We start from the raw sequence: 21,737 nt of genomic DNA on the forward strand, positions 1-21,737 counted from the left end.
CGTGCTGGGGCAGGGCAGTGCCGCTAGGATGCTCCGCCCATGCGCGTCGAGCTCCTTTGTACCGGTGACGAGCTCGTCACCGGCCTCATCACCGACACCAACAGCCCGTGGTTCGAGGCCCGGCTCTTCGAGCTGGGCGTGAAGGTGGATCGCATCCTGCTCGTGGGTGATGTCCGACCGGACATCACCCAGGCGCTGCTGGAGGTGGCCTCCCGAGCGGACGAGGTGCTGGTGTCCGGGGGCCTAGGCCCCACGATGGATGACTTCACGCTGGAGTGCGCTGCCGCCGCCGCGGGCGTGCCGCTGGTGGAGGATCCGCGGGTGGTGGAGTGGCTGAAGGAGCGCTACGCCCAGCGCAACATCCCCATGAACCCGGGCGCCCTGCGCATGGCGCGAATCCCTCAGGGCGCGGAGGTGGTTCGCAATCCGGTGGGCTCCGCGCCGCTGGTCATTCTGCGGCTGGGTCGGGCTCGGCTGTTCTTCGTGCCGGGAGTTCCTCGCGAGTACAAGGCGCTGGCCGAGGGCGAGGTGCTCCCGCGCATCCGTGCGGCCTTGGAGAAGGATCCGGAGCGCGTGGCTCGCTCCTTCCGGCTGCTGCGCACGGTGGGCATTCCTGAGTCCCAGCTCGACGCGGCGGTGGCTCCGCTGGTGCCGCAGCATCCGCGCGTGGTGTTCGGCTTCCGGACGCACGCTCCGGAGAACCACCTCAAGCTGATGGCCACGGCTCCCTCACAGGCCGAAGCGGATGCGGCCCTCGCCGCTGCGGAAGCGGCCTCCCGGAAGCTGTTTGGCGCCGCCATCTTTGGTTCGGATGAAGAGGAGTACGCCCAGGTCGTGGCCAGGCTGCTGACGCAAGCCAAGGCCACGCTGGCCACGGCCGAGAGCTGCACGGGAGGGCTCATTGCCCAGCAGCTCACGGCGGTCTCGGGGGCGAGCACCTTCTTCATGGGCGGGGCGGTGTCGTACTCGGAGAAGATGAAGATGGCGTGGGCGGGGGTGCCGGCAGCGGTGCTCGAGCGCCACACGGCGGTCTCCCGCGAGACGGCCGTGGCCATGGCCGAGGGGGTGCGCGCCGCCTGTGGAACGACCTATGGCCTGTCCGTGACGGGCTACGCGGGGCCGACGGGGGGCACTCTCGAGGATCCGGTGGGGACTGTGTACTGCGCGCTCGCTGCGGAGGGGAGCCCCACGCGCTGCGAGCGGTTCTCCATCATGGGTGACCGCGATCGCGTGCGCCTCTTTGCTGCCACCTCGGCGCTCGAATTGCTGCGCCACCACCTGCTCTCGGGGCCGTCCGCTTCATGAGCCGCAAGTCCAAGCATTCCCAGAAGGACTCCTCTTCGCAGGAGACTCCAGCGCCTCCGGCCCCGAGCGTGCCTTCCGAGGTGCAGGCATCGCCCGCTCCTGCTGCCTCCCCCGGGGAGGGAGTCTGGGCGGCGGTGCGCATCTGGCTCTCGGCCTACCGCGTGGAGGTGGTGCTCTTCGTGGTGAGCTTCGTGGTGCTGGCGAGCTTCAGCTCCCAGCGCTTCTTGCGGCAGAGCGCCGCGCCGCACTTCATCTACCAGGCGCAGTCCTGGCTGGAGGGGCGGCTCGATGTGGATCCCGAGGTGTTGCCCAACCTGGAGGACTGGGCCTGTGTGAGGGTGGTGGGAGGCCAGAAGGTCCGCTGTGAGGGCCGGCCGCTCGCGACGGACCGCTGGTTCGTGAGCTTCCCGTCGTTCCCGGCGGTGGCGATGCTGCCCTTCGTGGCGCTGCACGGCTACCAGTTCAATGACACGTCGTTCGGCGTGTTCACCGGGGCCCTGGCGGTGGCGCTCTTCTACTCGTTGCTGCGCTTCCTTGCGAAGGACGGGGAGACGGCAAGGACTCAGAGCGACAACATCGCCCTCTCGCTCATCCTGGCCTTCGGCACACTGTTTTTCTACTGCGCCATCCGCGGTGAGGTCTGGTTCAGCGCGGAGGTCATGGGCGTGGCGCTCACGTGCCTCTACGTGCGCAATGCCATCAAGGCCCACCGGCCGGTGCTCGCGGGACTCTTCTTCTCCATGGCCACGCTCACTCGCACGCCGCTGCTGTTCGCGGGCCTGTTCTTCGTGCTGGAGGCGCTGTGCCCAGGGCCGGACCGGCTGGGACAACTCCGCGCTCTCGGGTCGAGCTGGAAGCCAGCGGCTCGCAAGTTGGGCCTCTTCGCCGCGGGGGCCGCGCCGCTCGCGGTGCTCGCGGCGGCCTACAACGTCTACCGCTTCGGCAAGCCGGGCGAGTTCGGCCACGCGTTCCTCTACAACAACCGCGTCAATGTGGACATCGACCGGTACGGGCTCTTCAACCTCGCCTATCTCCAGCGAAACCTGGAGGCGGCCTTCCTCAAGCTGCCCCAGGTGTCCCTGAAACCGTTCCAGCTGAGCTACGACCCGTATGGACTGACGCTGCTGTTGACCTTGCCGCTGCTCGTCTTCCTGGTCATCCCGAAGACGCGCCCGCGGCTGCACTGGCCGCTGTGGCTCACCGTGGCGGTGTGCGCGCTGCCGGGGCTCTTCTACCAAAACACCGGCTACATGCAGTTCGGCTTCCGCTTCAGCCTGGACTACACGCCCTACCTGCTGTTGCTGTTCGCCATCGGCGGCTGGTCCCTCCGGAACCGCTACGTCCAGGTGGCCCTGGCGCTTGGCGTGCTGGTGAACTTCTGGGGCGCCGTGGCGTTCCGCGGTTACACCGAGTACGTCCGGAACTGGTAGCCCTCTGCGCTCTGGCTTGCTTCCACCGAGCCCCGCGCGCACATAAGGAGTGTCATGCAACCGCCCTCCGGACAGCCTCCCTTCGGCAAGCGCTGGCACACGCGCGAGGACAGCGGCATCCGCCTCGACAAGAACCTGCGCTGGTGGCACGACGACGAGCCCATCGAGCACCCGAAGATCATCGAGCTCTTCAACACCTCCCTGGTGCTCGATGACGACGGGCGCTACCAGCTCCGCGTCGGCCAGGACTGGTGCTTCATCCAGGTGGAAGACGCCGCCTACGAGGTCCGCACGGTGGATGTCACCGCGGACGAGCGCGTGTCCGTGCGCCTGAGCGATCGCACCGCCGAGGCGCTCGAACCCGCCACGCTCGCCATGGAACCCGATGGCGTCTTCTCCTGCCGGGTGAAGCGAGGCCGAGCCAAGGCCCGCTTCTCCCGGGATGCCCAGTACCAGCTGGGGGAGCTGCTGGAGGAAGGGGAGGGAGGCCGCCTCTTCCTCCGCGCCGGAGAGCGCCGCGTGGCGCTGCTCGTGTCGCTGGAACAGCCCTCGGTCTAGGCCTGGGCCTCCACCGGCCCCTGCGACGGTGCCGGCACGGGCGAGGGGACACCAATCAGCTCGGTCGCCAGGCCCTCCATGGCCTCGGGGTGCTCGCGGAGCCACTCGGCGGCCCGCTCGCGGCCCTGGCCGATGCGCTCACCCCGCAGGCTGAAGTGGCTGCCGGACTTCTCGATGAGGCCCGCCTGCACCCCCAGGTCCAGCACCTCGCCCGCGCGGTGGATGCCCACCCCGTACAGCAGGTCGAACTCGGCCTCCTGGAACGGCGGGGCCAGCTTGTTCTTCACCACCTTCACCCGGGCCTTCGTGCCGATCACGCTCTCGCCATCCTTGAGGTTTCCCGTGCGGCGGATCTCCAGGCGCATGGACGAGTAGAACTTCAGCGCGTTGCCGCCCGTGGTCGTCTCCGGGTTTCCGAACATCACCCCGATCTTCATGCGGATCTGGTTGATGAAGATGATGCACGTGCCCGAGCGGCTCACTGCCCCCGTGAGCTTGCGCAGCGCCTGGCTCATCAGTCGCGCCTGCACGCCCATGTGCGCGTCGCCCATCTCGCCCTCGATCTCCGCCCGAGGCACCAGCGCGGCCACCGAGTCGATCACGATCAGATCCACCGCCCCCGAGCGCACCAGCTGCTCGGTGATCTCCAGCGCCTGCTCACCGGTGTCTGGCTGGGACACCAGCAGCTCCTCGACGCGCACGCCCAGCTTGCGCGCGTAGTGGACGTCGAGCGCGTGCTCCGCATCGATGAAGGCCGCCACGCCGCCCGCCGCCTGCACCTGCGCGATGGCGTGCAGCGTGAGCGTCGTCTTGCCCGAAGACTCGTTGCCGAACAGCTCCACCACACGCCCTCGCGGGTAGCCGCCCACGCCCAGCGCCCGGTCCAGGCTCACCGAGCCCGAGGGAATCACCGCCACCTTCTGCTCTTGGGCCTCGCCGCCCAGGGGCATCACCGCGCCCTTGCCAAACTGCTTCTCGATCGCCGCCACCGCCGCCGCCACCGCCTTCAACTTCTCCGTCACCTTGTTCATTGCCTCTCCTACGCCGCCCTTCACGGGACACGAGTGCTGCGCCCGAGGGGAAACCCCCCGAGCGCATCGCAGGAGGCCATGAGCAAGCAGCGTGCCGCGCGCGGTTCCCTCGGGAGAGGGCCCGCACGTGAGCTGAGGAGTCCACCGTGGCGGACGGTACCGTCCACGGCGGTGGATGGGCGTGGTGCGACTTTAGTGGTGACGGCGTCCGCCCCCGCGCCGGTGCTCGCGAACGGGGGACGCGGGGTGGGAGTTCCGAGGCCCGCGGTCTCGCCAGTACCTCGGGCTGTCATGCCTCCCGCCGTAGTAGCGGTGCACCATGGGGTAGCGGTGCCAGGAGTAGAGGAAGTAGCCAGGGTGTCCCCACCGCACGGCAATGCCGGCGTGGCGGTAGACGGGGATGACGACCCGGAACGAGCCCGGGGTGGCCCAGCCGCCACTGACGAAGGTCCATGACGGCCCGTGCTGGACCCACCTGGGCGAAACGAAGACGAGACCCGGCTGGGGAGGTGTCACCCATGTTCCCTCGACCCAGACATATTGATTGCCAGACCAGTACCAATAGCCGGGGGCCCAGGTGGTGCCCGGGGCGGGAGCGGGAGGCTGGAACTCCGTTTGGACGGGAGGCGGCGCTTGGGCGGTCTCGACCTCCTCGCTCACCACATCGAGGGGGAACTCCACCTCCGTCGAGCCGGGCTTGGCCCACCCGCTGGAGATCCAGCGATAGCCATCGCCTTCCTGCCGCCAGTAGCCATTGATGAATTGATAGCCCGGCATCGGCGCGATCCAGGCGCCCGGCTTGAAGCGCCACTCAGCGCCGTCCCAGAACCAGTGCCCGGAGGTCCACACGGCTCCGGCATAGGGCCGGGGTGTTGGAGCGTCCTGCGGGAGCTCGGGAGGTGCGTCAGGCGCCATCGGAGGAGCCTCTACCTGCTCCGTGTCCTCGTACTCCGGCGCGGCAACGGGCGCGGTCTGGCCCAACGCGACCTGAGATGCCAGTCCGGCCACAACACAGGCCCACCATCGAAGCGTCATGACGCCATCTCCGTGGAATACCACCATGAACCAGGACCTACCCCTGGGTATATGTGCGACGCGGGGCGGCTGCTCGTATTCATGCTTCGCCTTGGACAGTCGTGCCGGGAGTCCTGCGGGCGCTGAAGCGGGCGGGAGGGGTTGCCCACCGGACAGACGGGCAGGACAGCAGGCGCTCTCTCCAGAGCCTGGCGAGCGCGTCAACTGGAGGACGAGGACTTCTGCTCGGAACTGCCTTCGAAGCCTCGCTCGGCGATGGCCTGCTGCACGCCGCCCGGGCCACCGATCTCCGTGTTGAGCTGGATGATGGCGTCACGCACCTGGCGCAGCAGGGCATCGCGATCCGCGGGCGTGAGGCCCTTCGTCTCGATGGGCATGCCCACCTTCACGCGGATGGCGTGCTTGCGCAGGCCAATGCCGCCGCGAGGGAGGTTCTGAAAGGAGCCCTCGATGGCCACGGGGACAATAGGCACCTGGGCCTCGATGGCCAGCACGAACGGGCCCTTCTTGAAGGGGTGGATGAGCCCATCCCGAGAGCGGGTGCCCTCGGGGAATGCCAGGATGGACTTGCCCGAGCGGATGCGCTCACCGGCCTGCTGCAGGCTCTTCACGGCCTCGCGGTGGTTGGAGCGGTTGATGAAGATCATCCCCGTCATGGCCATGTACCAGCCCAGGAAAGGCACGTACTTGAGGGCGTGCTTGGCGACGAACCGGATGTTCACCGGCAGCGCGGCGAAGGCGCAGGGGATGTCCATCGCGGACTGGTGGTTCATCAGGAAGATGTAGGGCTTGCTCCAGTCGAGGGGCGGCAAGGGCTCCACGAACATCCGCGAGCCACCGATGCGCCAGTGCATGGGAGCCCAGAGTCGCCGCGCCATCATCAGCGGCACATTGCCGTTGAGGCTCAGCACCATCAACACGCCGGACAGGGTGATCCAGAAGGCGCCCCACACCGCGAGGAAGAGGGCCTGGAGCACGTTGATCAGCGGATAGAGGAGCTTCATCACCACATGTCCCTGAGCCCGGCGCGCCTTCCCGGAGGCTGCCCTCTATCACGCCCCGTGCAGGGCTGGGGATGGGCAAGCAGGCATCGTTGACCGAATGGCTCCGAGTAGAGGACCTCGTTGAGTTTTAGGGAGGGAGGCGGTTAGGTCTTCCTCGTGACAGCCCACTCCGACACCCGTCCCCATGTGGTCATTCTCGGTGGAGGCTTCGGTGGCCTCTACGCGGCCATGCGGCTGAAGCGAGCGCCGGTGCGCGTAACGGTGGTGGACCGCCACAACCACCACCTCTTCCAGCCGCTGCTCTACCAGGTGGCCACGGCGACGCTGAGCCCGAGCGACATTGCCTCCCCACTGCGAGGCATCCTGGGGCGCTACGGCATCTCCGTGCTGCTCGCGGAGGCGACGGGCATTGATGTGGCGAGCAAGAAGGTGCTGCTGGCGGATGGGGAGCTGTCGTACGACTTCCTCATCGTGGCCACGGGGGCGACCCACTCCTACTTCGGCCATGACGAGTGGGCTCGCTTTGCGCCGGGGCTGAAGACCATCGAGGACGCGGTGGAGATTCGCCGTCAGGTGTTGTTGGCCTTCGAGCAGGCCGAGCGCGAGCCAGACGCTGCGCGCCGCCGCGAGCTGCTCACGTTTGTCATCGTGGGCGGGGGCGCCACGGGTGTGGAGTTGGCAGGCGCGCTCTCGGAGATCAGCCGACACGCGCTGGTGCGAGACTTCCAGAACATCGATCCGACCCAGGCACGCATCCTCTTGGTGGAGGGGGCTCAGCACTTGCTGCCGACCTACCCGGAGAGCCTGTCCATCCGGGCGCGCCAGTCGCTGGAGAAGCTGGGAGTGGAGGTCCGCACGGGCGTCCGCGTCACACAGATCGACGAGACCGGGGTTTACATCGGGGAAGAACACATCCGGGCTCACACGAAGCTGTGGGCCGCGGGCGTGGCGGCCTCTCCGGTGGCACGCTCGCTCGGGGTGCAACTGGATCGAGCGGGGCGTGTGCCGGTGACGCCGGAGCTCCACCTGCCGAGCCGGAAGGAGGTCTTCATCATCGGAGACCTGGCGCTCGTGCAGGACAAGGGCAAGCCGGTTCCAGGCGTGGCGCCTGCGGCGATGCAGGAGGGCAAGCACGCGGCGGAGAACATCCTGCGGCAGCTCAAGAACCAGCCGATGACGCCGTTCAGCTACTGGGATCGCGGTACGTTCTCGGTGATTGGCCGAGGCTCGGCGGTGGGCATCGCCCTGGAGCGTTTCAAGATGTCGGGCTACCTGGCGTGGCTCGCGTGGCTCTTCATCCACATCCTGTTCCTCATCGGGTTCCGCAGCAAAGTGGCGGTGCTGGTGAACTGGGCCTACTCGTATCTGGCCTTCCGCCGGTCAGCGCGCATCATCACGGGCGGAGTGCCCCTGATGAAGCAGCCGCTGGGTACGGCCGCGGTGCCTGTGCCGGCCACGGCTCTCGGAGCAGCTTCGGAAGCCCGCGAGCCGCAGCCCGCTCCGCGTCCTGGGGCTCCCTGAAGTCTGAGACAGGCTCAAAACTCTTCGGGGTGGCGTGATCGGGCCTCCGGGCGCAGCAGCCCGGAGAACGCATCGGGGCGCGAGGTGCCATGGGTGTTCGCATGAAGCCAGCCCCGCCGGTCGATGATGCGGCAGTCGATGGCGAGCTTCAGGTCCTCGTCGTCAATGCGAGCGTGCCCCTCGAGGTCTGCCCGGGTAAGGGCGAGCTTGAGGATGCGGTCATGCGCCCGGGCGGAGAGGCCGTATTGGTGCACCGCTCGTTCCAGCATCCTGGCGGCCTTGGAGCTCAGGGTGCAGTGGCGCCGCAGGAGCCGGGGCGGCATCTGGGCGTTGCAGTGCACCCCGGACTCGTCGCGGAAGCGAGCGCGCTGGCGCTCCCGAGAAGCCTCGACGCGGTCCCGGTAGTACGCGCTCGGCTGTTCCTGGGAGTCGGCTCGGGCGATCTGGTGGAACTCGACGGGCCGCGTCTGCAGGGTGATGTCGATCCGGTCCAGCAGCGGGCCGCTGACCCGCGCGTGGTAGTCAAAGACGCGGTGCTCCTGGCAGGTGCAGCGGTGGCCAGGGACGTTGAAGTAGCCACAAGGGCAGGGGTTCATCGCCGCCACGAGCATGACGCGGCACGGGTAGGTGACGTTCTGGTTGGCGCGGGCCAGATGGATGACGCCTTCCTCCATCGGTTGGCGCAGCACCTCCATGACGTTCTTCCGGAACTCCGGCAGCTCATCCAGAAAGAGCACCCCATGGTGCGCCAGGGAGAGCTCTCCGGGGCGCGCGGCCGGTCCTCCGCCCACGAGGCCCGCGTCCGAGATGGTGTGGTGAGGCGCGCGGAAGGGACGCTCGCGCATGAGCGCATGGTCCTCCCCGAGCAGTCCGAGCACCGAGTAGATCTTCGTCACCTCGAGCGCCTCGGTGAAGGTCATCGTGGGCAGGATGCCGGGCAGCCTCCGCGCCAGCATCGTCTTGCCCGAGCCTGGCGGTCCGCACATCAGGACGTTGTGACCTCCAGCCGCCGCCAGCTCCAGTGCCAGCTTCACCTCGGGCTGCCCACGCACCTCCGCCATATCGAGCGACGCGGGACCCCGCTCCGCTGAAGGCAGACCGTCACCTCGCGAGTAGGGCGTCAGGGGATGGACCCCGGTCAGATGCTCGACAGCCTCACGCAGGTGGCTCACGGGGAGCACCTGGATGCCCTCCACGAGCGACGCCTCGGCCGCATTCGCCGAGGGCACCATGACGCCTTGGAACCGTCCATTCTTCGCGGCCAGGGCCAGTGGCAGCACGCCTCGGATGGGCTTGATGGACCCATCCAGGGAGAGCTCTCCGCCAAAGAGGTAGCGCCCCAGCGGCTCCTCCTCCATCAGCCGCGCCGCCGCCAGAACTCCCAAGGCGATGGGGAGCTCGAAGGCCGCCCCCTCCTTACGGATGTCCGCTGGGGCCAGATTCACCGTGATGCGCTTCTGCGGCAGCTCGAAGCCTGTGTTCTTCAGCGCCGAGACGACCCGCACCTTCGACTCGCGCACCGCACCCTCGGGCAACCCCACGACGTTGAAGTAGGGGAGCCCCAACGCCATATCCACCTCGCACTCCACCACCACCGCGTCGATTCCCATCAACGCCCCCGACCGGACCCTCGCCAGCATGACCACCCTCCAGGTTGTGTCGGGAGGAGCTCAGCAAAGGCCGTACCAGGGAGCCCCCGAGGGGAACGACGGTGCGAACCGTCCGCGGAGCGAGACAGTCCGTCCGCACAGCGAGACGCTGTTCGAGAATCGGCCCAGGTGGCTCTGAGAGTCGCTACAGCGTGCGGAAGGTGCCGGAGGGCCGCCGGGTCCGGGGCGGCAGGTCTCCGTTGCTCTCCACGCCCGCGGAGGCCTCTTTCCAGGTGATGCGGTAGGTGCAGGCGTGCCCGTCGTAGTCGAACATCTCGACGCGCAGCTCCTTGGCGCCCGACATGCGCACTCCGGCCTGGATGATGCCTGCGGTGAACTCGGGGTAGGGGCCCACCTCGTTCATCCACACCTCGAAGCGGCCGGGGGCCAATTCCGCCACGCGCGTCTCGGTGTAGTTGTTGCCTGCCCGGAAGTTCTGCGTCGCGCGCAGCACTGTCCTCCGAGGGCCCAGCACGCGCAGCAGCGACATGACGGCGCGGCCCAGCATCGTCTCGCGGAAGCCGTCGACGTAGGCCTCACCGAGCTTGAAGGTGGCCTCGGGCAGGGGCAGACCCGGGTGCAGCTCCTCCGCGGCAATGCGGATGAACTTCATCCACGAGTCGAAGGAGTAGGCGGGCTTGAGCTTCTGGGAGACGTCCAGCCCGGCCTCGCGCAACCTCACCCGGCATTCGGGGGACAAGCGCGCTCCCAGCGCACGAACGAACAGCGCTTCAATGGTCTGCTCGTAAACCAGGAGCTCGTCGGCCATGAGGTGGCGCAATGTATCCGACGAGCCCCTGGATGCAAGCGGTGCCCACGCGGGGGCGCAGGCACCGGACAGCGAACTACGGCGTGGGGGCAGGAGCCTCGGGCGCGGGAGCCGCACCCTCCTGGCCCGGGACGACCGCGCCCTGGGGCAGATCCTCGGTCGCCATGCCCAGCACCACGGCACCGGCCGTCTTGGCGCCGTCCATCACGACGATCAGGGCACCGTAGTTGGCCTTGTCTTCGGCCATGAAGAAGACGACGCGCTCATCGCGCGGCTTGGCCGCGAGGACGCGCTTCAGGCGGTTGACGTAGTCCTCCTGGCCGCCCACGGTCTCCGAGTTGATCTTGATGGCGCCCTGCTCGGTCAACTGCACCACGAGCTGATCGTTGGTCTCGGGCGGGGTGTTCTCCACCTCCGTCTCCGGCACGCGCACCTCGATGTCCTTCTCGAGCAGTGGCGTGAGCACCATGAAGATGATGAGGAGCACGAGCACCACGTCCACCAGAGGCGTGACGTTGATGTCCGAGTTGGGGCGGGCTTGGGGTTTGACCCACTGGCGCTTTTTAGCCATGGCTATTCCTTCAGCTCCTCAACGCCCAGCGCGATGCTCTTGGCCTTCGCCTTGCGGGCAATGTCCATCGCCTTGCGCACGTCGAGCACGGTCAGCGAGGCGTCGCCCTTGAGGAGAATGCGCCGTCCCGGCGTCACCTCGAGCTCCTCGCGGATCTTGTTCTCCAGGCCGGCGGCATCGAGCTCGTCATTCTCCAGGAACATCTTCTTGTCCGGAGTGACCGAAAGGATCAGCGGGTCTTGATCCCCGCCCTTCTTCTCCTTCTCGATGTTCTGCGCCTTCGGCAAGGTCACCGACTTGCCACGCTGGAGCATGGGCGTGATCACCATGAAGATGATGAGCAGCACCAGCACCACGTCCACCAGCGGCGTGACGTTGATCTCGTTTTTGATCCCGCTACTGGGACCGACTGCCATTCCCATCGCTGTACCTGGGGCTTGGAAGGAGGGGCCCGCCTACCGGCGCAGGCGGACCCGTGGGGGGGAGGAGCAGCGAAGCCGTGTTACCCGGCCTGCTGCTGGGAGCGGGTCTCGCCACCGGTGAGGTTGCGAGCCACCACGTCCAGGAACTCGTTGGAGGACTCGGAGATGTCCACCGAGCGCGCGTCCACCCAGCCCTGCAGGAAGTTGTAGGCCATCACCGCGGGGATCGCCACGAGCAGACCGAACGCCGTGGTGATGAGCGCCTCGGCGATACCGGCGGAGATCGTCGCCAGACCACCGGCGCCCGACTTGGCCATCTCCTGGAAGGCGTTCACGATACCCATCGTCGTGCCGAGCAGACCCACGAACGGGGCCGTGGAGCCCACCGTGGCCAGCACGCCCAGGCCACGCTTCATGCTCTGCACCTCACGCTGCGCCTGACGCTCCAGGGCGCGGGCCACCGACTCCACCGCCACGTCCTTGTCGTTGGGGCTGATCCGGTAGGCAGTGAGGCCCGAGTTGATGACGCGGCCCAGGTGGCCCACGTCCTTACCCAGGTTGGTGTTGGCAGCCGTGGACAGATCGCCCTTGGCCAGGATGGCGCCCATCTTCGACGCGAAGTTGCGCGAGTCCGAGCGCGTCTTGCGGAAGACGACCATGCGCTCGGCGATCACGATCAGCGACGACATCGACATGAAGCCGAGGGTGAAGATGATGAAGCGGGCGAACAGACCCGTGTGCTCCCAGATTTGCTGCAGTGAGAAGTCCATGGCTTTGGAGCGCTCCTCCTCGAGCGCGGTGGGGGGGCGACAGAATCTACTAGATTGACGTGGGTGTAAAACCGAGGCCTACCCGGCAGGTCCCTAACGAGGCAGGCTCAGCTTGATGTTGAAGGTGTAGTCCACTTGGACCGGACGGCCCTGGAAAGTGACGGGCTTGTAGCGTGCCGCATACAAAGCGTCCAGCACCGCCTGTTCCATGTGTGGCAAGGGCTTGATAATACGGCACTTCTCCACCTTGCCCTCGGTCGTGATGACGCACTTCACGATCATCAGACCCTGCACGTGGGCCTCCAGCGCCTCACGCGAGTACTGAGGAATAGGACCCGACAGCTTCTCCGGGCGCGTCATTCCCGCGCCGAACGGGAGCACGTCCGTGCCAGTGCTGCCCACCTGGCCACCGAGCACGCCACCGAGCACGCCACCCACGACACCGCCAACCACGCCACCCTCGACGCCACCCTCGTCGCTCTCGACCTCTTGCTCGGTCTGCTGCTCCGGCTCCGGCTCCGGCTCCTTCTCAGGCGGCTTCTCCGTAGGAACTTCCTTGGGAGCCACGAACTCCTTCTTCACCTTCTTTTGCTGCTTCGGCTTGGCAGCCGGAGGAGGCGGCGGCGGAGGTGGTGGCGGAGGAGGCGCCATCGCGGCCTTGAAGGTGACCTCGATCTCCTTCTCTTCCACGGGAGGAGGACGGGTAGACAGCCACAGGGCCAGGGCGAAGATGCCCACGTGGAGCACGATGGAGACGACCGTGCCAGTGCCAAACCGCGACTTGGGCACTGATCCCCGATCAAGGACAGAGTCGAACATGCGCGATCACTCCCTACTCCGGTGGGCGGCTTTTCCGATCACGCCCGCGGAATCAAAGGCGTGCCACAATACAGAAATGCATTCCGGGTTCAAGCGAGGGGGGGCTAGGACTCGACGGCGGAAACGCGCAATGCCCCAGCAGTAGCCAAAAAGCAACCATCTATTGACAACTTAGGGACGTCAGGTAATTTCCCGCGGCATTTTTACTTGCATCCGCCCACCTTGGAGGGGTTCGGCATGAGAGTATCCCGTATACTCCGGGAAACCGGAGTTGTGCTGTTTGCTGGTCTCTTGATTGGGACTACAGCAGCAGCTCAGTCGTCCAGCAGCGTCATCATCGGTACAGTCGTCAATGCTGACCCTAGTGCAAACAAGGCCCCTATCGCTGATGTGGTAGTGACCGCGACCTCGCCCAACCTTCAGGGTGAGCAGACGGTGGTTACTGACAACAGCGGCACCTATCGTATTCCCCAGCTTCCCCCCGGCGACTATACCCTGCGGTTCGACGCCCAGGGATTCAAGCCGTTTGCCCGCTCGGCCATCCAGCTGCGCCTCAACCGCACGATCCGCGTGAACGTGGAGCTGCTGCCCGAGGCCTTCACCGAGCAGATCGAGATCACCGGTACCCCGCCGACGATCGACGTGGGCTCGACGACCACGGGCGTGAACGTGGATCAAGAGTTCATCCGCCGCATCGCCGTGAACCGCCCGGGTGGTAAGGGCGGCGCGGCGCGCTCCTTCGAGAGCCTCGCGGAGCTGGCTCCGGGCGCCCAGAACGATCAGTATGGCGTGTCCATCAACGGTGCCACGTCTCCTGAGAACGGCTACGTGGTGGACGGCCTGTCCACCAACGACCCGGCCTTCGGCATCAACGCCAGCCCGCTCTCCATCGAGTTCGTGCAGGACGTGAACGTGGTGACGGGTGGTTACCTGCCGGAGTTCGGCCGCTCCACCGGTGGCGTGATCAACGCGGTGACCCGCTCGGGCTCCAACGAGTTCCACGGCTCCGTGTTCGCCAACATCACCCCTGGCACCTTCGAGGGGCAGCGCACGCTCGTCATCGACGAGGGCTCGGTGATCTCCGGCGAGAACACCCTGCGCAACCTGGGCGATCTGGGCGGCACCCTCGGTGGCCCCATCCTCCAGGACAAGCTGTGGTTCTTCGCGGGCTTCGCCCCGTCGTTCACGCGCTACGAGCACACCCGCTCGATCAACGCGCTGCAGCTCGACCAGGAGACGGGTCAGATCCTCCGCAACGAGCAGGGCAAGGCGCTCGTGACGCCCATCCCGGACTCCGCCAAGAAGTACTTCGCGGACGCTCGCTCCTTCCAGTACATGGGCAAGCTGACCTACCTCATCAACCAGGATCACAACGTCTCGCTGTCCATCACCGGCACCCCGTCCAGCACGGGCGGCGCGGGCAAGCTCTCCATCGATCCCCGCAGCGGCGGTCTGCCGGCCGCTCGCGTGGCGCGTCCGGGCTCCTTCGGCCTGACGGAGACGATCGCGAGCACCACGGCGGTCGGCCTGAAGTACGCCGGCGCCTTCATGGACAAGAAGGTCCTCATCGACGTGAACGCCGGCTACTTCCACCAGGTGGCCACCACCCAGGCTGCGGACGGCAGCGAGACGGGTGACATCTACGGCAACGGTCTGGCCGGTCTGTCGCGCGCGACCTATGTGCAGGATCGCTCGCTGACCTTCTTCGAGGACGTGCCGCACGCTGACCAGTACTGCAAGGTTGTGAACTACGTCGACGAGGACGGCGAGCCTCAGGTCGCGGATCCTTGCGCGGTGAACAACTACGCGGTGGGTGGCCCCGGCCTGCTGACGGATGGCAACCTGGACCGCTACCAGGCCAACGCCAAGGCGACCTACCTGCTCAACGCCCTGGGCACGCACGTGTTCAAGGCGGGCATCGACGCGGAGTTCCTGTCCTACGGGCAGAGCAAGTCCTACAGCGGCGGCGTGGCCTTCCAGGAGGCCAACATCGGTGGCCGCATCGATCCGCGCACGGGTCTGGCGCTCCCCAACCCCACCTACGGCTGGAACGACTTCCGCCGCTACGGCTACCAGACGGGTCCTGACTCCGCGTTCGTGCAGGAGATCCAGTCGTCGACCTCCAAGAGCACCACGGTGGGCGGCTTCCTGCAGGACAGCTGGTCCATCGCCAACCGCGTGACGGTGAACGCCGGTCTCCGCTACGACGTGCAGGCCATGTACGGCGGTGACGGGCAGCTGGCCCTCGTGCTGGGCAACCAGCTGTCGCCTCGCGTGGGCGCCATCGTGGACCCGCTGGCCAACGGCCGCATGAAGTTCTTCGTGAACTTCGCCAAGTACTACGAGCAGGTTCCGCTCAACATGCTGGATCGCGCGTTCCCGCCCGAGCGGCGCTACAACGCTGTCCACGTGTCGCCCACGGATGAGGGTGAGAAGATTGGCGAGGGGAGCGGCGACGGCTGCGATCCTTCCTCGCGTGAGGGTCAGCGCACGGGCTGCTCGGATCAGGCCTACATCGCCCGCCGCTCCGAGGCGAGCTCCAACCCCAACCGCCTCTACTCGGGCGGCAAGGTGGAGAACGAGCCGGTGGATCCGGATCTGAAGCCGCAGTCCTCCAACGAGTACGTGGTGGGCGGCGAGTACGAGGTGCTGGCCAACACCCGCTTCGGTGCCACCTACACGCACCGCAACATGGGCTCGGTCATCGAGGACATGAGCCGTGACGGTGGCAACACCTACTTCCTCGGCAACCCGAACTCGGGCTTCGCTCAGGACTTCCCGAAGCCGGTTCGTAACTACGACTCGGTGACGATGTACCTGAACCGCTCCTTCGCCGACGGCTGGCTGGCCCAGGCGAGCTACACCTGGTCGCGGCTGTACGGTAACTACCCCGGTCTGTTCCGCCCGGAGACCAACCAGCTCGACCCGAACATCCTCTCGGACTTCGACCTGATCGAGCTGCTGCCCAACCGCTCGGGTCTGCTGCCGTTCGACCGCACGCACTCCGTCAAGCTGTTCGGCGCCAAGGAGTTCAACATCACCAACGCGCTGTCCTCCAGCGTGGGTCTGTCCTACCGCGGCAACTCCGGTACGCCGATCAACTACTACGGCGCGCACCCGGACTACGGCCAGGATGAGGCGTTCGTGCTCCAGCGTGGCGTCGGTGGCCGCACCCCGTGGGTGAACACCATCGACTCCAACATCGGCGTGAACTACCGCATCGGTAAGGATCAGGTGATCTCGTTCACGATGGACGTGTTCAACCTGTTCAACTTCCAGACGGCGACGGGCGTGGACGAGTCCTACACGTTCGAGTCCATCTACCCGCTGGAGGGTGGCAAGCCGAGCGATCTGCCGAGCAAGGTGGTTATCAACACGGGTGACCGCGAGGCGGATCTGGCCGACCCGGTCTACCTGACGGCTGACCAGCTCAACCCGAACTTCAAGCAGCCGAACCGTTACCAGGCGCCGCGGCAGTTCCGCTTCGGCATCCGGTACACCTTCTAACCACGGCCACCGATCTGACGACAGGGATCAAAAGAATCATGAGCAACAAATTCGTATCTGTGGCCGTGGCACTGGTCGGCGCGGGCTCGCTGCTGACGGGTTGCAACTTCGAGCAGCCGAACGCGGGCTGCATCGTTCAGGATGCAAGCTTCGCGAACTGGGTGGCGAAGTACGAGCTGAAGAACCCCGAGTCCATTCCCACCTCGTGCCAGGCGAGGCTGACGATTGGCAACGGCGCCACCTTCGGTGGTGGCGGCGAGCAGTGGGGCGTCTTCAAGTTCGCTGATCCGGATAAGGCGGGTTCGTCTGTGCTGACGATCCGCCCGGCGGGCCTGTACTCGCGCGCCGCTCTGGACATCTGCGATGCGGACACTCAGGCGCGCCTCATCAAGGCAGCGGAAGGGGAGAGCGCGAGCGAGATTCAGGCTCTCAAGGATGCACTGGCCCGGGAGTGCACGCCGGATGAGGGGCAGAGCACCTACGCGCAGACGGCGGTGGGCAGTCTCGCCGAGGAAGTGGGCTCGGATGACTTCTGCACGACGTCCAACTGGAAGGCGGGCTGGGTGGAGCCTCGCCCGACGGGTCAGCTGAACCCGGATGTCGCGCCCACCACCAAAATCTCGTACCTGTTCGAAAACGTGAAGGTGTACGCCGCTCCGTCGGCTCCGGGAACGCAGCTCTCCGCGGACCTGAAGTACACCCGCGACGAGTGCACCGCGGAGTTCAAGGTGCGGGCGATCTGGCCGGCGGTTCCTTGCAACCCCAACTCGGAGCGCGCTTCCGAGCGGTGCGGGGATCGTTCGGGTATCAACCCGAACTTCGCGGTGGTGTGCGACACGAGCTTCCGCATCAGCAACGCGGTGGATTCGAGTGGCGCGTTCGTCTACCCCGGCACGTGCGTCGCGCAGAACGAGATCCCCTCCTTCAAGTAACAGCCTCCGGCTGAAGTCCGGCTGAAGCTGTGTCCGCGGCCCCGATGGCCCTCCCCACTTGGGAGTGGCTGCTCGGGGCCGCGGTGTTGAGAGAGGACTGAGCAAGCTCTGGAGGAGCATGGAGGGCCGTTTTTCACTCTTGGAAGGTGTGCGAGCGAGGCTCGCGGACGAGCAGGGAACGCTCCGGAAGGAGGCCCCCTACCGGGTGGCCCTCTGCTACCCGAGCCCCTACCACGTGGGCATGAGCTCGCTCGGCTACCAGTCTATCTACCGGGAGATTCACCTCCACCCAGGCGCCACGGCGGAGCGGACCTTCCTCCCGGATGACGTGGAGGCCTACCGCCGCACGAGGACGCCACTCTTCACCTATGAGTCGGGGACCGCCGTCTCGGACTTCCCCATGCTGGCCTTCTCCGTGGCCTATGAGCTGGAGCTGACCGGCCTCTTTACGATGCTGGAGATGGCTGGGTTCCCGCTGCTGAGGGAAGAGCGGGACGAGCGCCACCCGCTGATCGTGGCCGGTGGGCCGTTGACCTTCTCCAACCCGGATCCGCTGGAGCCCTTCGTAGACGTGCTCGTCCAGGGGGAGGCGGAGGAGCTCATCCACACCTTGCTGGAAGCCGCCCGCTCGATGGAGCGCGAGGCGCTTCTGGGGTTTCTCGCCCGCACGCCAGGCTTCCGGGTACCCGGGCGGGGAGGGGCCCGCTACTTCGTTTCCAAGGCTGCCGACGCACGGCTGCCCGCTCGCTCGCAGATCATCACGCCGAACACGGAGCTGCGCTCCATGTTCCTCATCGAGCCAGAGCGCGGTTGCTCGCGTGGCTGCCATTACTGCGTCATGCGGCGGACGACCAATGGCGGCATGCGGACGGTCCCGCCCGAGCGGGTGCTCTCGCTCGTCCCTGAGCATGCCAAGCGGGTGGGCCTGGTGGGCGCTGCGGTGACGGACCACCCGCGCATCGTGGAGCTTTTGCGCACCCTGGTGGACTCAGGGCGTGAGGTGGGGGTGTCTTCCCTTCGCGCGGATCGGCTCACCCAGGAACTGGTGGACACCTTGCGCCGGGGAGGGGCCAGCAACCTCACCGTTGCTGCGGATGGCGCCTCCCAGCGCATGCGAGACCTGGTGGACCGCAAGCACTCGGAGGAGCAGATCCTCCGCGCGGCGAACTTTGCTCGGACGGCGGGACTCAAGCAGCTCAAGGTCTACAACGTCGTCGGTCTGCCCTACGAAGAGGACGCGGACATCGACGAGCTCGTTCGGTTCACCCTGGAGCTGTCGCGCATCATCCCCGTGGCGCTCGGTGTCGCCCCCTTCGTGGCCAAGCGCAACACGCCTCTGGATGGGGCGCCCTTCGCGGGCATCCGTGAGGTGGAGTCGAAGCTGGAGCGGCTCCGGCGCGGCCTCAAGGGGCGTGCCGAGGTCCGGCCTACATCTGCTCGCTGGGCCTGGGTGGAGTACATGCTCGCCCAGTGTGGTCCGGAGGCAGGGTTGGCCACGATGGACGCGTGGAAGGCGGGTGCCAGCTTTGCCGCCTTCAAGCGGGCCTTCGAGGCTCGAGCCTGTGTGCCGTACCAGGCCCGGCGGGTCGAGGACGGACGGCGCAATCCCACCGTCTGGCCCTCTGTCCCTACGGTGGTGCCCGTGGCGGCGCAGGGCACGTCCTCGGGCAACGATGCCCGGCCCTCGTAAGGGGGTGCACACATGTCACGGGGGAAGACACGTCTTCCGCCGCGCTCCTTGGCGCTCTGCTAGAAGGCCGCTGGCGCCATGGACTGGCGCGATGAGGAGAGGCTACCGGTGAGCACGGAGCGCGTGGAAAAGGCTTGGCAGAGCAAGGGTCTCCAGGGGTACTCGATCGAGGCGATCCTCGGCACCCTGGGGCATTACGGCATTACGGTCAGCGAGGCCGACTTCCGGAAGCTCGTCGAGACGGGCTACCCCCAGGACATCGCCCTGGAGTGGGGAAAGAAGTGGAAGGGCACGGGGCCTTTCAAGCCCTTCCACTATGCCGCGGCCGAGGAGCTGTGGCGCCGCTGGGTGCCGGAGCGCCTCTCGCCTCCCGATTTCGCGGTGGCCCTGGCCGAGCTGATGGGAGCGCTGACGTCGCTCATCTCGGGGAAGCAGGAGGCGCCGGTGCAGGCCGCCTTCGACAAGATGAACGCCATCCGCCAGCGCATGCCGTTGGATGACAAGGGGCAGCCTCAGCTGGCCTTCGTCGAACGCGCGCTCGGGGGCTTCGATGAGAAGGTCGCCGAGATGTTCGACTCGATGGCCGAGGTGCTCGCGAAGATGGGGCAGACGGCTCATGCGGATGCGTTCGCCGAGTTCGAGGAGTTCCTCCTGCCCGATCGCCGTGGCATTGCCACCGCGATTGTCCGCGCGAACAAGAACGAGCGGGACACGGCGCTCGCGGACCTGGAGGCGGTGTCGGTGGACACTTCGCGGACGCCGATCTCCCGGATTCTCGCGGTGGATGCGCTGATCCACCTGGGGGCCTGGCCTCAGGCTGTCTCGAGGGCTCGCCCGATGATGCTGCAGGCCGAGAAGGACGGGGACATCCACCTGGCGATCGACCTGTGCGCCCGGCTGGAGCACGTCTACAAGGCCACGGGAGACCGGGCGGGACTGCAGGCGCTGGCCAGTGATGCGGCCCGGCTCAACGAGATGCATGACCGCATGCATCCGGGCCACCGGCACCGCCGCTGACGCACGCGTCCGCTGCTCTCCGGCTCAGGACTATTCCGAGTCGGTCCCAGTAGGGGCGAGCGGCACGGTCTCGGAGGTCTCCTTCTCGGAGGAGACCTCCTCGGCTTCAGCCTTTTTGCCAGCGCGGCGCTTGAGCGGAACGTGCAGGACGCTCGGGACTGCCTCGAGCACTTCGTGGCAGGGCACCACCGCTCCCACCGTCGTGTAGCGGATGGCTCCTGTCTTCGTCGACGTCTGCTTCAGCGCGTACGCCTTCGCCCGAGGCAGGAACCACTCCCGGACGTCTTTCAGCGGCAGTACGTGTAGCTCCGCCTGCGAGAGGAACACGTACACCAGCAGGTCCGCGCCGCTGTAGAGGAAGCAGCCCGGGGTGTCCTTCTCCACGTTGGACACCAGCTCGAACCAGTAGCGCCGGCGCGTCTGCCGGTCGCCTTTCACCTCGATGCCGCGGACCTCGCCGGAGGGCAGCTCCCACAGCAGATCCACGCCTCGGTGCTGGAAGCGCGGATCCTCCTGCACGTCATGCACGCGCGAGCCGGGCGCCGTCTCCAGCATCCATGACCAGGCGTGTTGCACCGCCCGGTCCGCCGCCCCCTGCACCCCCCTCATGCTGAAGCTGCGAGGCATGGGCTAGCGGCGCAGCTCCACGCCCGTGGCCACCATCTGCACTTCGCGCGGCTTGCCGTCCGCCCCACGAGGAATGATGGCGCCCTCGCTCTCGTAGTGCTTCGCGCGGTCCTCGCTCAGCTCGGCCACCTGCACCACGCCCTCCACCCGCGCCTGCGAGCCCGCCGAGTCCAGCGGCACGAAGAAGCCGTAGTCCTTGAACGTCACCCGCACGCCCGGGCCCTTCGCGTCCTTGGCAGTGGCCAGCTCCATCCAGCAGCCCTTGCGCTCGCACGCCTTGCGCACCTGGCCCTCGAGCAGCACCGTCTTGCCGTTGTGCTCCTGCGGCTTGGCAAGCAGGTCCGCCAGCTTCACGGCCGGAGCCCCCTTGAGCGCCTCGCCGCGCGTCAGCTTCCAGTCCTCCTTCGGCGCCGCGGTCTCGGCTTGGGGCGCGTGGTGGCAGTCCGCCTCGGACGTCTTCGCGGGCTGCTTGTTCGTGGCAGGGGCAGGGTCGCCAGCAAGGGCCACGCACGGCACGGCGACCAGCATCAACAGAGCGGAACGGAGGGTCTTCATATACCCTGGCGCATAGCCCAAAAGTCTCGGGCGGGGCAAGGCGGCCCGCCGTCCCTGTCCACTCCTCCATACACTCGCGTTACACTGGCTCCCGTGAAGGTCACCCTCCCTGCACCCAACCGGAAGTTCAGCCTCGTGGATGGCCTCGGCCTCGCGGGGCTCGTCGGGCTGCTCGTGGCCCGGTACATCCCCGTCGCGAAGATCATCCCCTTCTGGGGCTGCATGCTGCGCGAGACCACCGGCTGGCCCTGCTTCGGCTGCGGGCTCACCCGCGTGGCTGACCGGGTGGCGCACCTCAACTTCTCTGGTGCCTGGGAGGCCAACCCGCTGGGCACCGTGGCGGCGCTGCTCTTCGCCCTGCTGGCCGTGGTGGCGGTGCTGCACATGGTCTTCGCCCTGCCCATCCCTGACGTCCAGCTCTCCCCGCGCGAGTGGGGGTGGGTGCGCGTCGCGCTGCCCATCGTCATTCTCGTCAACTACGCCTATGTGGTGGTGAAGACGAAGTTTCCCCACCTGCTGATGTGA

20 protein-coding genes are annotated in these 21,737 nt (G+C 67.0%); 9 read left to right on the forward strand and 11 right to left on the reverse strand.

Annotated features, from left to right (window positions below):
* The first annotated feature begins 39 nt into the window (after positions 1-39).
* From DB31_RS20465 to DB31_RS20475, 3 genes are read left to right on the forward strand one after another with little or no spacing between them, the layout of a single operon-like run.
* On the forward strand, positions 40-1,305 hold the full coding sequence (locus tag DB31_RS20465; RefSeq protein WP_044190508.1) for a CinA family nicotinamide mononucleotide deamidase-related protein: 1,266 nt from the start codon (positions 40-42) through the stop codon (positions 1,303-1,305).
* Positions 1,302-2,735 (forward strand): hypothetical protein, encoded by a 1,434-nt coding sequence (locus DB31_RS20470; protein WP_044190511.1) that lies wholly within the window; start codon positions 1,302-1,304, stop codon positions 2,733-2,735. Before DB31_RS20465 ends, DB31_RS20470 begins: the two co-directional genes overlap by 4 nt.
* Positions 2,736-2,789: 54 nt before the next feature.
* Positions 2,790-3,293 carry a DUF1285 domain-containing protein gene (locus DB31_RS20475; protein ID WP_205628536.1) on the forward strand — a complete coding sequence of 168 codons (504 nt, stop codon included), beginning with the start codon at positions 2,790-2,792 and terminating at the stop codon, positions 3,291-3,293.
* Here DB31_RS20475 and recA read toward each other — a convergent pair.
* From recA to DB31_RS20490, 3 genes are all read right to left on the reverse strand, one after another.
* The gene (gene recA / locus DB31_RS20480) at positions 3,290-4,324 is read right to left on the reverse strand and encodes a recombinase RecA (RefSeq protein ID WP_044190517.1); all 1,035 of its coding nucleotides are present in this window, start codon (positions 4,322-4,324) and stop codon (positions 3,290-3,292) included. The two genes, DB31_RS20475 and recA, sit on opposite strands and share 4 nt — an antisense overlap.
* 192 nt (positions 4,325-4,516) lie before the next feature.
* Entirely contained in the window at positions 4,517-5,359 is an 843-nt protein-coding gene (locus tag DB31_RS20485; RefSeq protein ID WP_044190521.1) for a YXWGXW repeat-containing protein, read from the reverse strand.
* A 200-nt stretch (positions 5,360-5,559) separates the two neighbouring features.
* A complete protein-coding gene (locus tag DB31_RS20490; RefSeq protein ID WP_044190523.1) occupies positions 5,560-6,363 on the reverse strand; it encodes a lysophospholipid acyltransferase family protein in 804 nt (267 codons plus the stop codon).
* 156 nt (positions 6,364-6,519) lie between these two features.
* On the opposite strand from DB31_RS20490, the gene DB31_RS20495 reads away from it, so the two are divergent.
* A complete protein-coding gene (locus tag DB31_RS20495; RefSeq protein ID WP_075306091.1) occupies positions 6,520-7,884 on the forward strand; it encodes an NAD(P)/FAD-dependent oxidoreductase in 1,365 nt (454 codons plus the stop codon).
* Positions 7,885-7,898: 14 nt separating this feature from the next.
* Here the strand turns inward: DB31_RS20495 and DB31_RS20500 are convergent, their stop codons facing one another.
* The 6 genes from DB31_RS20500 to DB31_RS20525 form a co-directional block, all read right to left on the reverse strand.
* Complete coding sequence (locus tag DB31_RS20500) at positions 7,899-9,524, reverse strand: YifB family Mg chelatase-like AAA ATPase (protein WP_044190526.1); 1,626 nt, start codon at positions 9,522-9,524, stop codon at positions 7,899-7,901.
* A gap of 154 nt (positions 9,525-9,678) precedes the next feature.
* Complete coding sequence (locus DB31_RS20505) at positions 9,679-10,302, reverse strand: DUF2378 family protein (protein ID WP_044190529.1); 624 nt, start codon at positions 10,300-10,302, stop codon at positions 9,679-9,681.
* 76 nt (positions 10,303-10,378) lie between these two features.
* On the reverse strand, positions 10,379-10,879 hold the full coding sequence (locus DB31_RS20510; RefSeq protein ID WP_044190532.1) for an ExbD/TolR family protein: 501 nt from the start codon (positions 10,877-10,879) through the stop codon (positions 10,379-10,381).
* Complete coding sequence (locus tag DB31_RS20515; RefSeq protein WP_044190534.1) at positions 10,876-11,295, reverse strand: ExbD/TolR family protein; 420 nt, start codon at positions 11,293-11,295, stop codon at positions 10,876-10,878. The genes DB31_RS20510 and DB31_RS20515 overlap by 4 nt, the downstream gene beginning before the upstream one ends.
* Before the next feature lie 80 nt (positions 11,296-11,375).
* Complete coding sequence (locus DB31_RS20520) at positions 11,376-12,065, reverse strand: MotA/TolQ/ExbB proton channel family protein (protein WP_044190537.1); 690 nt, start codon at positions 12,063-12,065, stop codon at positions 11,376-11,378.
* Between the two features lie 93 nt (positions 12,066-12,158).
* Positions 12,159-12,884, reverse strand: coding sequence for an energy transducer TonB (locus DB31_RS20525; RefSeq protein ID WP_044190539.1), 726 nt, complete (start codon positions 12,882-12,884; stop codon positions 12,159-12,161).
* Between the two features lie 237 nt (positions 12,885-13,121).
* Here DB31_RS20525 and DB31_RS20530 point away from each other — a divergent pair, with 237 nt between their 5' ends.
* The 4 genes from DB31_RS20530 (at position 13,122) to DB31_RS20545 (ending at position 20,030) form a co-directional block, all read left to right on the forward strand.
* Entirely contained in the window at positions 13,122-16,391 is a 3,270-nt protein-coding gene (locus DB31_RS20530; protein WP_044190542.1) for a TonB-dependent receptor, read from the forward strand.
* A 38-nt stretch (positions 16,392-16,429) separates the two neighbouring features.
* A complete protein-coding gene (locus tag DB31_RS20535) occupies positions 16,430-17,323 on the forward strand; it encodes a hypothetical protein (RefSeq protein WP_044190544.1) in 894 nt (297 codons plus the stop codon).
* 118 nt (positions 17,324-17,441) lie between these two features.
* Complete coding sequence (locus DB31_RS20540; RefSeq protein WP_044190548.1) at positions 17,442-19,013, forward strand: radical SAM protein; 1,572 nt, start codon at positions 17,442-17,444, stop codon at positions 19,011-19,013.
* Between the two features lie 78 nt (positions 19,014-19,091).
* Entirely contained in the window at positions 19,092-20,030 is a 939-nt protein-coding gene (locus DB31_RS20545; protein ID WP_205628537.1) for a hypothetical protein, read from the forward strand.
* Between the two features lie 30 nt (positions 20,031-20,060).
* Here the strand turns inward: DB31_RS20545 and DB31_RS20550 are convergent, their stop codons facing one another.
* A complete protein-coding gene (locus DB31_RS20550) occupies positions 20,061-20,657 on the reverse strand; it encodes a hypothetical protein (RefSeq protein ID WP_044190551.1) in 597 nt (198 codons plus the stop codon).
* A gap of 3 nt (positions 20,658-20,660) precedes the next feature.
* Positions 20,661-21,212 (reverse strand): DUF4920 domain-containing protein, encoded by a 552-nt coding sequence (locus tag DB31_RS20555; RefSeq protein ID WP_044190554.1) that lies wholly within the window; start codon positions 21,210-21,212, stop codon positions 20,661-20,663.
* Positions 21,213-21,305: 93 nt separating this feature from the next.
* Between DB31_RS20555 and DB31_RS20560 the strand changes: the two genes are divergently transcribed.
* Positions 21,306-21,737 (forward strand): DUF2752 domain-containing protein, encoded by a 432-nt coding sequence (locus DB31_RS20560; protein WP_044190556.1) that lies wholly within the window; start codon positions 21,306-21,308, stop codon positions 21,735-21,737.

It is taken from the genome of Hyalangium minutum (genome assembly GCF_000737315.1).
Taxonomy (GTDB): Bacteria; Myxococcota; Myxococcia; order Myxococcales; family Myxococcaceae; genus Hyalangium; species Hyalangium minutum.

Bases quoted from the DNA above. Each gene is read 5' to 3' on its own strand.
- DB31_RS20465 (WP_044190508.1), top strand. From the start codon at position 40: ATGCGCGTCGAGCTCCTTTGTACCGGTGACGAGCTCGTCACCGGCCTC.
- DB31_RS20470 (WP_044190511.1), top strand. From the start codon at position 1,302: ATGAGCCGCAAGTCCAAGCATTCCCAGAAGGACTCCTCTTCGCAGGAG.
- DB31_RS20475 (WP_205628536.1), top strand. From the start codon at position 2,790: ATGCAACCGCCCTCCGGACAGCCTCCCTTCGGCAAGCGCTGGCACACG.
- recA (WP_044190517.1), bottom strand. From the start codon at position 4,324: ATGAACAAGGTGACGGAGAAGTTGAAGGCGGTGGCGGCGGCGGTGGCG.
- DB31_RS20485 (WP_044190521.1), bottom strand. From the start codon at position 5,359: ATGACGCTTCGATGGTGGGCCTGTGTTGTGGCCGGACTGGCATCTCAG.
- DB31_RS20490 (WP_044190523.1), bottom strand. From the start codon at position 6,363: ATGAAGCTCCTCTATCCGCTGATCAACGTGCTCCAGGCCCTCTTCCTC.
- DB31_RS20500 (WP_044190526.1), bottom strand. From the start codon at position 9,524: ATGCTGGCGAGGGTCCGGTCGGGGGCGTTGATGGGAATCGACGCGGTG.
- DB31_RS20505 (WP_044190529.1), bottom strand. From the start codon at position 10,302: ATGGCCGACGAGCTCCTGGTTTACGAGCAGACCATTGAAGCGCTGTTC.
- DB31_RS20515 (WP_044190534.1), bottom strand. From the start codon at position 11,295: ATGGGAATGGCAGTCGGTCCCAGTAGCGGGATCAAAAACGAGATCAAC.
- DB31_RS20520 (WP_044190537.1), bottom strand. From the start codon at position 12,065: ATGGACTTCTCACTGCAGCAAATCTGGGAGCACACGGGTCTGTTCGCC.
- DB31_RS20525 (WP_044190539.1), bottom strand. From the start codon at position 12,884: ATGTTCGACTCTGTCCTTGATCGGGGATCAGTGCCCAAGTCGCGGTTT.
- DB31_RS20530 (WP_044190542.1), top strand. From the start codon at position 13,122: ATGAGAGTATCCCGTATACTCCGGGAAACCGGAGTTGTGCTGTTTGCT.
- DB31_RS20535 (WP_044190544.1), top strand. From the start codon at position 16,430: ATGAGCAACAAATTCGTATCTGTGGCCGTGGCACTGGTCGGCGCGGGC.
- DB31_RS20540 (WP_044190548.1), top strand. From the start codon at position 17,442: ATGGAGGGCCGTTTTTCACTCTTGGAAGGTGTGCGAGCGAGGCTCGCG.
- DB31_RS20545 (WP_205628537.1), top strand. From the start codon at position 19,092: ATGGACTGGCGCGATGAGGAGAGGCTACCGGTGAGCACGGAGCGCGTG.
- DB31_RS20550 (WP_044190551.1), bottom strand. From the start codon at position 20,657: ATGCCTCGCAGCTTCAGCATGAGGGGGGTGCAGGGGGCGGCGGACCGG.
- DB31_RS20555 (WP_044190554.1), bottom strand. From the start codon at position 21,212: ATGAAGACCCTCCGTTCCGCTCTGTTGATGCTGGTCGCCGTGCCGTGC.